The sequence below is a fragment of the Dyella sp. 05T440 genome, assembly GCF_056395965.1.
The window spans coordinates 129,625-143,916 of record NZ_JBFTKN010000008.1 but is presented as its reverse complement, the minus strand read 5'-3'; the positions used below and the strand labels follow the sequence as shown (position 1 = coordinate 143,916).

11 protein-coding genes are annotated in these 14,292 nt (G+C 59.7%); 8 read left to right on the top strand and 3 right to left on the bottom strand.

Annotated features, from left to right (window positions below):
* Positions 1–104: 104 nt before the first annotated feature.
* From AC1DE1_RS12525 to galE, 8 genes are all read left to right on the top strand, one after another.
* Entirely contained in the window at positions 105–1,355 is a 1,251-nt protein-coding gene (locus AC1DE1_RS12525; protein WP_477175018.1) for a glycoside hydrolase family protein, read from the top strand.
* Positions 1,356–1,427: 72 nt separating this feature from the next.
* Positions 1,428–2,768, top strand: a complete 1,341-nt coding sequence (locus AC1DE1_RS12520) for an O-antigen ligase family protein (protein ID WP_477175017.1) — start codon at positions 1,428–1,430, stop codon at positions 2,766–2,768.
* The gene (locus tag AC1DE1_RS12515) at positions 2,761–3,888 is read left to right on the top strand and encodes a glycosyltransferase (RefSeq protein WP_477175016.1); all 1,128 of its coding nucleotides are present in this window, start codon (positions 2,761–2,763) and stop codon (positions 3,886–3,888) included. Before AC1DE1_RS12520 ends, AC1DE1_RS12515 begins: the two co-directional genes overlap by 8 nt.
* A complete protein-coding gene (locus tag AC1DE1_RS12510) occupies positions 3,885–5,093 on the top strand; it encodes a glycosyltransferase family 4 protein (RefSeq protein WP_477175015.1) in 1,209 nt (402 codons plus the stop codon). Before AC1DE1_RS12515 ends, AC1DE1_RS12510 begins: the two co-directional genes overlap by 4 nt.
* Complete coding sequence (gene murJ / locus AC1DE1_RS12505; RefSeq protein ID WP_477179105.1) at positions 5,084–6,574, top strand: murein biosynthesis integral membrane protein MurJ; 1,491 nt, start codon at positions 5,084–5,086, stop codon at positions 6,572–6,574. Before AC1DE1_RS12510 ends, murJ begins: the two co-directional genes overlap by 10 nt.
* Before the next feature lie 416 nt (positions 6,575–6,990).
* Complete coding sequence (locus AC1DE1_RS12500) at positions 6,991–7,740, top strand: glycosyltransferase (RefSeq protein WP_477175013.1); 750 nt, start codon at positions 6,991–6,993, stop codon at positions 7,738–7,740.
* Positions 7,737–8,897: a glycosyltransferase family 4 protein gene (locus tag AC1DE1_RS12495; protein ID WP_477179104.1), complete on the top strand. Its 1,161-nt coding sequence runs from the start codon at positions 7,737–7,739 to the stop codon at positions 8,895–8,897. The genes AC1DE1_RS12500 and AC1DE1_RS12495 overlap by 4 nt, the downstream gene beginning before the upstream one ends.
* A gap of 98 nt (positions 8,898–8,995) precedes the next feature.
* Positions 8,996–10,021: a UDP-glucose 4-epimerase GalE gene (gene galE, locus AC1DE1_RS12490; protein WP_477175011.1), complete on the top strand. Its 1,026-nt coding sequence runs from the start codon at positions 8,996–8,998 to the stop codon at positions 10,019–10,021.
* A 63-nt stretch (positions 10,022–10,084) separates the two neighbouring features.
* Here the strand turns inward: galE and AC1DE1_RS12485 are convergent, their stop codons facing one another.
* From AC1DE1_RS12485 to AC1DE1_RS12475, 3 genes are all read right to left on the bottom strand, one after another.
* Positions 10,085–11,902, bottom strand: a complete 1,818-nt coding sequence (locus tag AC1DE1_RS12485; protein WP_441604517.1) for an SLC13 family permease — start codon at positions 11,900–11,902, stop codon at positions 10,085–10,087.
* 860 nt (positions 11,903–12,762) lie between these two features.
* Positions 12,763–13,488, bottom strand: a complete 726-nt coding sequence (gene trmB / locus AC1DE1_RS12480) for a tRNA (guanosine(46)-N7)-methyltransferase TrmB (protein WP_477175010.1) — start codon at positions 13,486–13,488, stop codon at positions 12,763–12,765.
* A 2-nt stretch (positions 13,489–13,490) separates the two neighbouring features.
* The gene (locus AC1DE1_RS12475) at positions 13,491–14,291 is read right to left on the bottom strand and encodes a thiazole synthase (RefSeq protein WP_441604450.1); all 801 of its coding nucleotides are present in this window, start codon (positions 14,289–14,291) and stop codon (positions 13,491–13,493) included.
* Position 14,292: the final 1 nt, after the last annotated feature.

The following is a 14,292-nucleotide window of genomic DNA, read 5'->3' as shown; positions in this document are numbered from 1 at the left end:
GCTCGGCACAACGGCTCGTCGGCCGTTGATGTCGTTAGACCAACAGATTCGTTGACTCGCACGATTTCTGGACCTGCGAGTTGTTCATTGGCAGGCGGAATTCCATGAAAGTGTGCAAATTGTTGGCGCAGGCGGGCCTCGCGTTGCTGGCTTCATGGCTGGCGCTTCCTGCACTTGCCCAAGTGTCGACGAAGTTGGTCGGCGTAGGTGTTCACTCAATCGGCATCGGCGCTGATGCGCAGACGAGTCAGTTGGATCTGGTGCAGAGGGCCGGCCTTGGTTCCGTGCGCACCGACGCGGCTTGGAAGTACGTGGAGCAAGTCCAGGGACAGATGGCAGTGCCGGCGTCTTGGGATCATTTCGTGGATGAAGCCCTGAAGCGCGGTATCCAGCCAGTGCTCATCCTTGACTATGGAAATCCGTCTTACGACGGCGGTGACAAGCCGCGCTCTTCGGAGGCTATTGATGGCTTCGTCCGTTACGCGCAATTCGTCGTTCGTCACTTCCATGGGCGCGTGAAGACGTTTGAGATTTGGAATGAGTGGGACAACCATACCGGTGGTTTCCCTGATGGAAGCCCCGAGGACTATGCGGCTTTCTTTAAACGCGTCTATCCCGCGCTGAAAGACGCCTTTCCTGATACACGATTTTTGGTCGGGGCGGGTGTAAAGCCGGGATGGTATGAAAGATTGGCCAAACTCGGCGTGCTGCAACAAGCCGACGGGATCGCAGTTCATCCCTACAACTATCAGAAGGGTAGCCTGCTCGGGCCAGAGGACGTGGCGGTGAATATCCGCGCCCTGCAGGCAAGGCTTTCGAGAATGACAGGCAGGCCGAGCATCGACTTCTACATCACTGAGATCGGCTGGCCAACCAATACAGGACGATTCGGCACGCCCGAGTCCGTGGTGGGCGGTTTTGCCACTAGGGTCACTGCGCTACTGATGTCCTTGCCGTATGTCCGCGGGGTCTGGTGGTACGACCTCGTCGACGATGGAGCCAACCCTGCCGACAAAGAAAGCCGTTTCGGTTTGCTGCGGCAAGACTACTCACCCAAGCCGGCCTATCTCGCCATGGCGAAGATCGCGGGCTTTGTTCGGAGTCACGATCTTGAGCTCAGTGAAAAGTCCGAACTGAGAGAGGGTTTTGTAGCGATTCGCCTGCTTGCCGCCGATGGGCCGGAGCAAGGGTTTCTTGCTTGGAATGCAGGCTCTGGGGCTGGGTCAATTCAGATCGAGTGTGATCCCAAGGACGGGCCAAGAGTAAAGGACGGCAGCTCGAACCTGTTGCATCTGACGCAAGAGCCGATCCTGGTGCCCGTGGACAAAGGAGTTTGTAGTGAACGTCCTCTCTGATGCGCCGTAGTCGAGGCGCTTGTAAGTCCATCCTCACTTTTGATGTGCAAGAGCGCTAGCAGGTCTAAGTCGATGTCATTCTTGGTTGTACTTGCCTTGATCGCCGGGCTGCCAGTGGTTCCGCGACGGTGGCGCATCGCAGCTATCTTGCCGAGCAGCATTCTGCAGATCTATCCGCCTGGGTTGGGCCTAGGCGACTCTCCTGTATCTCTCGTCTTTGTTTTGTCGTGCTCATTTTGGCCCGACGCTATTAGGGAGGCGAGGTCAATCATCAACTTCCGGCCGACGCTCGCGCTGCTGGGACTAGTGTTGGTGACGATTCTTAGCTTTAGTTGGTCGGTCGATCTGCACCTTGCTCTTGCCGCACTAAGCAATCTACTCGGCTTTCTCATTGTCTACGCAGGTTTTACCGCGCAGTCACGCCGCGGTGCAGAGTGGATCGTCCGTGGCACGAGGCTGATGGCGTTGGCCGCCCTTTTCCTCGCTTTCAGCGTTGTTGCCTTTCGCTTGCTGCCTCTGGTGAAGATGGGCTTCCTTCAATCACCGCTAGGCAGCATTTTCATTAACGCAAACGTGCTCAACGAGCTCTTTTTGGATGGCAAGAACAACGTTTTCGACCCGCTGAAGTCAGGAGGCTTCGGCTTTGTCAACGCCAACGTTGCTTCGACGGAGCTTGGCATGTTGGCCATGATGCTTTTCGGTGTGTCGCGCGCCTACGGTGACCGCCTGCTGCTAATCAGCTCGATTGTCTTGATAGGGGTGATTCCGTTTACGGGCTCCAAGGCGGGGATCATGCTGATCGGAGCAATGTGTGGTTTGCTCTATCTGCTGTACTTGTTCCGAAAGGGTGGTGTGGCACAAGGATTCCTGGCTATCAGCGGAGGGCTCGTCATTCTGCTGCTCCTCGGCTTGCTGGGCCCCATTGAGACAAGAAGCTCGGCAGCTGGCTTCGGTAGCGAAGTGCAAGGCACGACGGATACTCGCTTCCTGATCTGGGAGTTTGCAGTGAGCAGCCTGGCGAAGAGTCCGTTGCTTGGCCAGGGTTTTGGAGGCTGGCAGGCCACGTTTCCAGCGTACGCGCGGCAGGTGGGGCTTTCGCCCAATTTTCCGCCGCACAATACGTTTCTCTATCTCTGGTCGCAAAGCGGCATTCTGGCGATGCTTCTGGGCTTGTGCTTCGCCGTCGCCGTGTTGAAGCGAGCGTTTGCGCAGATCAGGCACGTGGATGATGAGTGCCGAGGCCTCGCTTTGGCTTTGGGGATGGGCTTTCTCTGGCTGACGTCTCAGGGCCTGGGTGAAAACCTTGGTCTGCTGGGTGAAACGCATATGGCGCCGGTGTTGGCCGCCATGATGGCGTTGTTTCGCGCGCGCCTCGTGGCATTTGACGCCAAGACGGACCGAAATAATGCGTAATGTCGCTATCTACCGGCACCAACTGTTTAAGCGGTCAGAGCCCTTCATTGCGGAGCAGGCCAAGCACCTTGTTGGCGTTTCCCCCTTGCTCATAGGGCGAGAACGGCTTGGCCCGGGTCACTCTTCTCTGAAGAGCGTCGCACTTGCGGACTTTTGGCCCAAGGGCAGCTTGCTGCGCCGGGTGAATCATGCCGTCACGATGAATCCCGAGCCGGTCACAAGATTGCTTCGGGACAGTGGCACCGAACTTATTCATGCCCATTTCGGCGTGGATGCTGTGTACGCGGAACGCGTGTCCTCCCGAATGTCGGTGCCTCTGGTCACGACATTCCACGGGTTCGACGCCACGGCAAGCGTGAGGGCTCATCTGCATTCGCGCTCACCTGCCCGGATGAATTATCTGTTGCGACGCAAAGTCCTTGCTCGCCGTGGCGACGTGTTTCTCTGCGTTTCAGAGTTCATTCGCGGCAAAGTGCTGCAGCTTGGGTTTCCCGAGGCCAGAACACGCGTTCATTACATCGGCGTAGACACCGACGGCATCACGCCGGGGCTGAAATCGCCTGTCCCCCTCATCCTCCACGTGGGTCGCCATGTGGAGGTGAAGGGCGTCGATACTCTGCTGAAGGCCTTCGCATCGCTCGCAGGCCGTCATCCCGAGGCAGAACTACATCTGGTTGGGGACGGTCCTCTCCAATCGTCACTTCGTTCCATGGCTAACTGGCTCGGCCTGGGCCATCGAGTCCGTTTTCTTGGTGCTCGCTCACACGCGGAAGTAGTGGAGATGATGCGACGCGCCTGGGTGCTTTGCCTGCCGAGCAACACCACTCAAGCCGGAGAGACGGAAGGCTTTGGCATTGTCCTTCTGGAAGCCGCGGCAGCGGGCATTCCTGTTGTTGCTAGCAGGCATGGAGGTATTCCCGAGGCTGTATTGGATGGAGTCACAGGCCTGCTCTCCGATGAGAGAGATGCCAATGCCTTGGCTGATCATCTTTGCACTCTGGTCGGAAGCGCTTCGCTGAGAGATCAGCTGGGTTCCGCTGCACGGAGTCGAGTAGAGACGCAGTTCAACTTGGCGCAGCAGTCTGCCGTGCTGTCTGAAATCTATCGGGGTCTGCTATGAAGCATCTCGTGATCCTTACGCGCGTGTTGCCTCACCACAGTATTGGCGGTATGCAGGCAGTCGCTTGGGATCTTGCGCGCGAATTCGTCCATGCGGGCGCGCGCGTCAGCATCTTAACTACGGAGATCAAGGGCAAATCGGAGCGGTTCGTCGATCAAGACGTAGCCATCTTTGCCGTGCCTGGAACCAACTGGCGTCGCTACGGTGCACGCTGGTGGCGAAGATCGAGGGAGTACTTCCAGAGCCACCTCATGGACGACTGCGATGTGGTGCTCAGCATCAGCGCCGGTGCGATAGGTCTCTTGCCGCTGCGCGACAAGATGCCCGGCACGCCCTTCGTCATGCAGGCACATGGAACGTCCTGGGGCGAAGCCGTTTCCAAGTGGAGAACGCTCTCCGCCAAGGCTCTCCTAACGTCGCTACGAAACCTGCTTTGGGTGGTCAAAGACTCACTCGCTTATCGTCAATTCGATGCCATCGTTGCAGTGGGTCAGGCCGTGGCCAACGACTTGCGATGTCCGCCCTACAGCTGGTCCATCGATAGTCGGCGAATTCATGCCATCGCAAACGGCGTGGATACTGGGAAATTCAAGGCGTCAGCCACTCGTCGGACCACGTTGCGTGCTCAAAACGGCTGGCCTGATGACGCGAAGGTCGTAGTCACAGCTTGCCGCCTGCACAAGCAAAAGGGAGTGCACCTTGGCATCAATGCGTTCGCCTTGTTGGCCACCCGCGTGGGCAGCGCAAGATACCTTATCATTGGTGATGGACCCGAACTCAACGCGCTCAAGCAGCAGGCCGAGGACCTCGGGCTTGCGCAGAAAATTTGCTTCACTGGCAGCGTTGAGCGCGAGGAAATAGCGTCCTATCTCCAGAGCGCCGACGTGATGCTCTTTTCGACTACGCGTGTCGAAGGTTTGCCGCTGAATGTGCTCGAGGCGTTGGCTTGCGGACTGCCGTCGGTGATCTCCAGTCACTTGTTCGAGGTGGATACCAAGCCCAGTGACACCCACGTATTGCAGGTCGACCCACGCGACGCCCCAGCTGTAGCGAACGCAATGGCATCCGCCTTGGCGATGCCGTTCGCGTTCACTCCGGTATTGAAAGAGGAGTATTCGCTGGCTGGGTGTGCTCGCGCATACGGACGACTCTTCGATGAGCTCGTCGAGGCTAGGCAGGCGCTCGAACCACGGAGATGCCTGTAGTGCTGAAGGCATCATTGAAACTGTTCTGGGGCTCACTGGCAGGCAAGCTGGTCGGTGCGTTGCGCGAGGTGCTACTTGCGGCACTGTTTGGTACGTCCGGCGTGGTCGCCGCACTGCGCGCTGCCCAGTCCGCAACCCTAATTCCGGTGAACTTCTTCACCGCCGATAGTCTGTCGGCCGGATTTCTGCCGTTATATAGCCGCTATCACCAGATAGATCCCAGGAGAGCCGGCGCCCTTTTCTGGTGGGTGGCCGGGCTGTTGCTCCTGGCATCGTTGGTGGTGTTGGGCATTCTTTTATTGGGCGTATCGAGCTGGATCAGCCTTCTCGTCCCGGGATTTGGCAGAGACGAACGAGAGCAAACGATCCAGTTCGTCAGAATCATGGGTCTAGGCGTGCCGTTCTATATCGCCGGTGGCCTTTTTTCGTACCTCGAGATGGGGCACGGCTCTTACGGTCTGGCATCAGCGCGCGCTACGTTACAGAGCGCGGGGATGATAGTGGGCACGCTCGCGGCCTATGTGTTGCAGGCGCCCTCGCTTCTCGCATGGGGATTCACGGCCGCCTACCTGGTTTTTGCGTTGTGGGGTGGCATACGTGTAGTACGACGGGGGTGGGCGCCACGACCGCAAGGGCTGACGCGAGTCGAGATGCGGGGCATTGGTGCGGAGTTCTGGGGCGTCGTCAAACCGCTGCTACTGCTCCCCTTACTATTGCAAGGAAACATTGCGGCTGAGCGTGCTGTCGCGTCGCTCCTCGGTGTGGATGTCTCTGCAGCGCTTGATTATGCCAAGTTCATTACGGATACGGGCGTGCTACTGCTGGCGGTGCCGCTTGGCCTGGCTGGATTATCTGCGATCAGCCGTATGAGTGCTTCCGAGACGACGGAACTGCTGGCTCGTGTAATCCCACCTCTGCTGCTGGCGACGATTCCCGTGTCTGTCGCCTTGGCTATGCATGGCCAACTGGTTGTTTCGATCATCTATCAGCGGGGGAACTTCGGCGAAGCATCGACGACGCTCACGAAAACCATACTCTGGGGTTTCGCGATTGGATTCTGGGCGCAAGTTGTGAGCTATGTCTTGATGAAGGCACTCAGTGCGCAGTTGCGAAACAGGGAAGTATTTCGCTTTATGGCGATCGCCCTGGTGTGCAACGCAGCTGTCAATTTCGGGCTTTATCGATGGCTCGGACCGGTGGTACTGGGCTTGGGAGGATGCGTCTACGGCGCAGTTCTTCTAGCTTTGAGTGCACGGGCCCTTGGTGTGCAATATCTGGTCGCTTCGCGATTGATCTGGCTTGCCGTAGGTTCGGCCGCTTATGGCCCGATGACCTTGTTGATTCCCTCACGTGGTTGGGCGGGTGTCGTAAGCGCAGGTGCTCTGTTCGCTGTCTATTGGATTGCCTATGTCGCCCTTGTGCCGGCCCTGCGCCAAGACCTGCAGCCTTTGTGGAGAAAGTGGAGGCTCCGATCCGCATGAGTGGAAATAACATCGTTCTCCTATCGACGGCTGATTGGGACAATCCGTTCTGGACCAATAAGCAGCACGTCGCGGTGAGTCTGGCCAAACGCGGCTTTCGTGTTCTTTACGTGGATTCTTTGGGCTTGCGTCGGCCTAGTCTGTCTTCGCGAGACTTTCTACGTGTTCTGCGGCGCCTCAGGAAGGGCGTTCGGTCGCCACGACGCGTGCGCCCGAATCTCTGGGTCTGGTCCCCCATTTTGCTTCCCTTTCATGGCCTGCCAGTTGTTCGCGCTCTGAATCGGCGCCTCCTTGAAATGGGCCTGTGGTGCTGGAAGCGATGGCTCGGGCTGGGAGACGCATGGTTGTGGACGTACAACCCTCTCAGCGATCAGCTGCTTCGCTTACGTTCTTGGCCGCGGGTCGTGTATCACTGTGTGGACGAGATAAAGGCTCAGCCGGGCATGCCGGTCTCTGTCCTCGAGCAAGCCGAAGGCGAGCTGGTCCAAAAGGCTGACGTGGTCTTCGTGACGTCCACCACGCTGGAGCTGTCGCGCAGGGAAATCAATCCGCGTACGTACTATTTGCCCAACGTTGCGGACTACGACCATTTTTCGCAGGCCATGAGCGGCGACACGGCCATACCGGCAGATCTGGCGTTGATTCCCGGGCCTCGCATTGGTTTCATTGGCGCAATCAGCGGCTACAAGATCGATTTTGACCTGCTGCGCCAAGTGGCCGAACAGCGGCCGGAGTGGTCCCTCGTGATGATCGGCGAGGTCGGCGAGGGTGATCCCTGGACCGATCCATCAGTCCTGAAAAGCGCAAAGAACATCCATTTGTTGGGACCGAGGGCGTACTCGGCGCTGCCGCAATATCTCAAAGGATTTGATGTGGCGATCCTGCCGAACAGGCTCAATGACTATACGGCGGCCATGTTTCCCATGAAATTCTTTGAATACCTCGCTGCGGGCCGGCCAGTCGTCAGTACATCGCTAGCCTCGCTCAAGGCATACGAGAAGCACGCGTGCCTTGCCAAATCCGCTCACGAGTTCATTGACGGCATTTCAGATGCATTGTCTGGTCGTTGCGCGAGCCTGGACGATAGGTTGGGTCTGGCTCGCCAGCACACGTATGAGGCGCGCATGGACCGCATGCTGAAGATCGTCGCGGAGACCGCTCGATGAACATCAAGGTTGCGGTTGTCCATGATTGGCTCGTCACCTACGCCGGTGCAGAGCGCGTTCTGGAGCAGATACTGACGATCTATCCTCAGGCTGATCTGTTTGCCCTTTGTGACTTCCTGCCCGATCACGAGCGTGCATTTATCGGGGGGCGCAAGGTGAGCACGACCTTCATCCAGCGACTCCCTTTCGCGCGACGACGGTATCGCAGTTATCTGCCGCTCATGCCTTTGGCCATCGAGCAACTGGACCTCTCCGGATATGACCTGGTGATATCCAGCTCGCACGCCGTCGCCAAGGGTGTCTTGACTGGCCCCGACCAGATCCACGTGAGCTATGTGCACACGCCGATTCGTTATGCATGGGACATGCAGCATCAGTACCTGAGGGAATCCAATCTGGATCGTGGGATCAAAGCGTGGCTCGCGCGTTGGTTTCTGCACAAAATGCGCCTGTGGGATATACGTACGTCACCAGGCGTGGATCACTTTGTCTCCAATTCGAAGTTCATTGCACGACGGATCAAGAAGGTCTACGGAAGAACAGCGAAGGTGATCTACCCTCCGGTTGACTGCGATCGTTTCCAGATGGTCAAGGAGAAAGAGGATTTCTATCTCACCGCTTCGCGCCTCGTTCCTTATAAACGGGTTGATCTCATCGTCGAATCGTTCAACCAAATGCCCGACTGTCGATTGGTCGTTATAGGCGATGGGCCGGACTACGCAAAGATCAAGGCACTGGCTGGAAAGAATGTAGAGGTCCTGGGCTACCAATCTGATGAACGCCTGCGTGAACTCATGGGCAAGGCACGCGCTTTTGTTTTCGCCGCCGAGGAAGACTTTGGCATCACTCCAGTCGAGGCGCAGGCTTGCGGGACGCCCGTCATAGCGTTTGGAAAAGGGGGCTCTCTCGAAACCGTTCGTGCAAGCGGAAGCGAGCCGACAGGAGTGTTCTTCGAAGAACAAAGCGCAGCGTCCGTAAAGTCCGCGGTGCTGTCCTTTGAAACGAAGAGGCATAGCTTTAGTGCCGAGAGCTGCCGTGCCCATGCCGAGAAATTTTCGGCCAAACGCTTTCGTGAAGAGATTGATCTGTTCGTCCAAAGCGTATTGGCGATCCGTTCTAATCCTTCGGATGAGACGGAAGTGCTGCGGGACATTTGAGTCCTAAGCGTGAACCGCGAAATCCCAGCGTCTGGCGCCGCCCGAAGACTGGGATTGCGCGTCACTTGTCGGTTTGGCTTTGCTCGTTGAGAGGCTCGATGAATATTCTGCTTTGCGGCGGTGCCGGTTATATCGGGAGCCACATGGCCAAATGGCTTGCCGTGCGTGGTTTCTCTGCGACGGTGCTCGACAATTTATCGACCGGGCACCGCGACGCTATCCAGTGGGGTGATTTCGTTGAAGCTGATCTGCTGGACGGCACTTCGCTAGAGAATGTCTTTTCCGGCCGCCGCATCGATGCCGTGATGCACTTCTGCGCTAGGTCACTTGTGGGCGAGTCCATGACCATGCCCTACGAGTATTACGCCAACAACGTGTGCGGCACGCTCAATCTGCTCCAAGTCATGCGCAAGTACGGAGTGGACAGATTGGTGTTTTCATCCACGGCCGCGGTCTATGGGCATCCACTGCACGGCGTGATCGACGAAGACCACCCACTGAACCCGATCAACCCTTACGGGCAGAGCAAGTTGATGGTAGAGCGGATACTGTCGGACGCCGCGCGCGCCTATGGTCTGCGCTCCGTCTGCCTTCGGTATTTCAATGCGGCCGGCGCCAGCGCAGATGGGGATATTGGCGAAGCGCATGAGCCGGAAACTCACCTCATTCCCAATGTGCTTCGATCAGTATTGGGAGGTGGCGCTGGTCTGAAGGTCTTCGGGGACGATTACCCTACCGCCGACGGCACGTGTGTTCGTGACTACGTGCACGTTGAAGACCTGGCACAAGCGCATCAATTGGCGCTCGACTATATGTCTGACCGCGACGGCGCTCACGTATTCAACCTAGGGAGCGGCAAAGGGTTTTCGGTGCGCGAAGTGATTTCCGCTGCAGAAAGAATTACGAAGCACTCGGTCGCTTATGACATCGCGCCAAGGCGCCCAGGCGATCCAGCGGTGCTCGTTGCATCGAACGCAAAAGCTCGCGTCGAGCTTGGCTGGAAGCCGCAGTTCTGCGGTCTGGACGAAATCGTTGGAAGTGCTTGGCGGTGGCACTCCAGCCAGCGATCTCAAGGGCATCCGAGAGTTTCGATAAATCGGGATGACGATCGGATATTGGTTTAGCTCCCAGGCTCTTCTGAGTGAGAGCCAATGAAGAGCCGGATCTTTCTTAGGGCTTTTGCAAGCCTAGTGATACATCAAATTAATCGTCACCAACGTCAACACCAGCACAATCGCAGTGAGTGGCAGTCCTACGCGGAGGAAGTCTTTGCCGCGGTAGCCGCCGGGGCCGGCGATCATCATCAGGGCGGGGTGGCCTGAGCTGAGGAGGAAGGTGTTGGAGGAGGAGACGGCGACGATCAGCGCGTAGGCGGATGGGTTGTTGCCGGTGGCTACGGCGACGCTGATGGCGATGGGGACCATCATCACGGTGGCGCCGACGTTGGACATCACTTGCGAGAACAGCAAGGTGAGGATGGCCAGCGACAGTTGCAGGATCCAGTGGTTGGTGTGGCCCAGTTGATGCAGCACTTCTTGGGCAAGCCACGCAGCGGCGCCGGTGGCGTCCATCGACCAGCCCAGCGGAATCAGGCAGGCGGTGACGAAGATGGTCTTCCAGTTGATTGCCTTGTACGCCTCGTCCATGTTAAGCACGCCGGTGAGCAGCATGCCGATGGCGCCGGTCATCATGGCCACGGAAAGGTCGAGGTGGGTGAACAAGGCAAGGCACTTGGCGAGAAGGAAGAAGCCGACCGCCTGCCAGATTTTGCCGGGGCGTTGTTCTTCCTTCGGAATGTCGGTGACGATCACCAGGTCGCGGTCTTCGCTGGCCAGCACGAGGTCGCGCCAGCTCGAGTGCAGCACCAGCGTGTCGCCCGCGCGCAGACTCACCGAGCGCACGTCGTCGCGATACACCTGGTCGCCGCGATTCACGGCGAGCACCGAGATGCCGTAACGCTTGCGCAGTCGCAGGTCGCCCACGGTCTGTTTGAGGAAGCGCGAGCTCGGCGGAATCACCGCTTCTGAAATACCCGCACGCGACGGGTTGAACAGCTCGCCCAACTGCCGCATGCGCGGCGAGAGTTTGCACAGCTGGTTGTTGGCAAATTGGTTGAGCTGGTCGCGCGGGCCCAGGACGCCGAGCACCGAGCCCACCCAGATCACGTGATCCGCCGGTGGCGCCATGCGCGCATCGTTGCCGCTCTTGATGGCGAGGATCAGTGGCGCACCGTACAGCTGCTCGACTTCGCCGATGCTCATGCCCACCAGCGGGCTTTCGGCCGTGACCGTGAGCTCTGCTGTTTCGCCGACGATGCCATAGGTGTCGGCGAAGTAGCTTTCCGTGCGGCCCGGGGTCACCTTGAGTCGTTCGTCTTCGCGCTCGGGCAGTAGTTTCTTGCCGAAGAAGTAGAAGAACGCGACACCGGTGAGCGCCAGCACCAGGCCGACGGGCGTGACGCTGAAGAGGCCGAACTTGGGAATCGTGTGCGCGCCGGCGGGCAGGTTCGCGTTCGAACTGGCGACCAGGTCGTTCAGCACGATCAGCGGCGAGTTGGCGATCAGCGTGGTATTGGTGGCGGTGAGGATGCAGAACGCCATCGGCAGCAGCAGGCGCGAGATCGGCACGCCGGTGCGCGCGGCAAGGCGGCTGGTGACGGGAATCATCAACGCGGCCAGCGCCTGGCTGGGAATCACAGCGCTGAACAGGCTGGTGACCAGGTTGATGACCAGGCCCAGGCGCGATTCCACGCCACGCGCCATGCGCATCACGAAGCTGGCGGTAAGCGTGAGTACGCCGGCGCGGTCCAGGCCCGCGCCCATGATCATGATCGCGATGATCGCGATAACGGCGTTACCGGCGAAGCCGTTGAACACGCGATCGGAAGGGATGAGCCCGGTGAGGCCGATCACGACCACCACCAGCAGGGCCACCATGTCGGCGCGGATCCACTCCAGCACCAACATCAGCATGGTGAAGCCCACCAGCCCCAGCACCAGGATCATTTCAGGGGTGAGGGCGAGTCCCACTAGGGTGCGCCCCCGAATTGGGCGTCCTGATGACGGCTGGATGTGGGCAGTGGGAGCTTCACGCTACGACGACTCGTCCCTGTTTGAGACGTGAGTATAAGCGCGTGGTGAGGTGGGCTGGTGAACCCAGGCTGCAAAGTGGGCGCGATTTTTGGTTTTGGTTGTGGGCTCGTCATCCCGGCGCGGGCGGGTATCTGGTCTTGCTGGTCATTCCTGCGAACGCAGGAATCCAGTGACTTTGCGCTTCGATTGTCGCGTCGAGGCCAGAGTGCCGCCTACGCGGCGGGCGTTTCGATCGGCTGCCGCCGACCGAGTCACTTTTCTCTTGCTGGCCCAAGAGAAAAGTAACCCAAAGAGAATGGCCTATAACGCCCGCAGCATCGTGTTGGGATAAGCCCGAACGCTTGAGGCGCGTCGTTGTGGGACAACCTCCGAGGGTACACAGGGGATACTTCCAAGCGCTTCGCAACGCGCCCGAATCGCTGAGGACTTAATGCGGGGCGTCGCTGCGCATCGGCTTTGGTCCGCTCTCCTTACCTTTGCCGCGCCTGCTTGTCTGTGGGAGCGCACCCTGTGCGCGACAGCCACGCTGGGGTGTACCGCTCCGTAGGCTTGTCGCGCACAGGGTGCGCTCCCACAAGATGGCGGATCGCAACGTTCATCCGATATGCCCACGACCCTGCGCAACCCTTGTAGGAGCGCCCTTTGTGCGCGACCGCCGCGCTGCGGCGTGCCGCTTCGTCGGCTGGTCTCGCACAGGGTGCGGTCCTACAGGCACTCTTTGGCTCTAGAGAGGCGCGCCTTCGGCAGGGGAGAGGGGGTGCAAAGCGCTGCGTTCAGCGCCTGCGGTACAACAAATCCCACACCCCATGACCCAGCTTGAGACCACGCCGCTCGAAGTGGGTCTCGATGCGCCACGCGGGCTTTTCAGCGTATTGGCCAGGTCCGAGGTCATTGCGCCAGTCGGGAGCGGCTTCCATCACCTCGAGCATGTGCTCGGCATAAGGCTGCCAGTCGGTCGCCAGGTGCAGCAGGCCGTTGGGGGCCATGCGGGAGGCGAGCAGGGCGACGAAGTCGGGCTGGATGATGCGGCGCTTGTTGTGGCGCTTCTTGTGCCACGGGTCCGGGAACCAGATGCGTGCTTCGGCGAGGGTGCCGGGCGGAATCTCGTTTTCAAGGACTTCCACCGCATCGTGCTTGTACAGGCGCACATTGCTGGCATCGCGAGCGGCCAGTGCATTCATCAGGCGGCCCACGCCAGGGCCGTGCACTTCCACGCCGAGGAAGTCGCGGGCGAGGTCGTGCTCGCTGGCCCAGGCCAGCGCCTCGCCATTGCCGAAGCCGATTTCCAGCACCAGCGGTGCGGTGCGGCCGAAGCGAGAGGCAAAGTCCTGCGGCGTGCCGCTGTAATCGATGCCGAAGCGCGCCCAGTGGTCGTCGAAGGCGCGTTGCTGCGCTGGCGTCATGCGGCCTTCGCGCAGCACGAAGCTGCGGATGCGGCGCATGAAGGGCGGCTGTCCGGCGTCTTCGTGCTCGCCGTCGTGGTCGTGCAGGTCGCTCATGGTCAGCCGATGGTGCCGTCGATGGGGCTGGATGCCGAGGCGAAGCGCTTGCGCGGGATGCGTCCAGCCTTGAAGGCAGCGCGCCCGGCCTGGATCGCCAGCTTCATCGCATGCGCCATCAGCACCGGATCCTTGGCGCCGGCGATGGCGGTGTTCATGAGCACGCCATCGCAGCCCAGCTCCATCGCGATGGCGGCGTCCGAGGCAGTACCCACGCCGGCGTCGACGATGATCGGCACCTTGGCGTTCTCGATGATTTCCAGCAGGTTGTAGCGGTTCTGGATGCCAAGGCCCGAGCCAATCGGCGCGGCCAGCGGCATCACCGCCACGCAGCCGATCTCTTCCAGGCGCTTGGCCAGGATCGGGTCGTCGCTGGTGTAGACCATCACGTCGAAGCCGTCGGCCACCAGCACTTCGGCCGCCTTGAGCGTTTCCACCACATCGGGGAAGAGCGTGCGCTGGTCGCCCAGCACTTCCAGTTTCACCAGCTTGTGGCCGTCGAGCAGCTCGCGTGCGAGCTTGCAGGTGCGCACGGCGTCCACTGCGTTGTAGCAGCCGGCGGTATTCGGCAGCAGGGTGAATTCTTCGGGCGGCAGCGCGTCCAGCAGGTTGGGCTGGCCGGCGTCCTGGCCAACGTTCACGCGGCGGATGGCAACGGTGACGATCTCGGCGCCGGCGGCCTGGCTGGCGCGGCGGGTCTCGTCGAAATCCTTGTACTTGCCGGTGCCGGTGAGCAGGCGCGAGCCATAGCTCTTGCCGGCGATGATCAGCGGGTCGGAAGCATCGAGCGTCTTGATATTCATC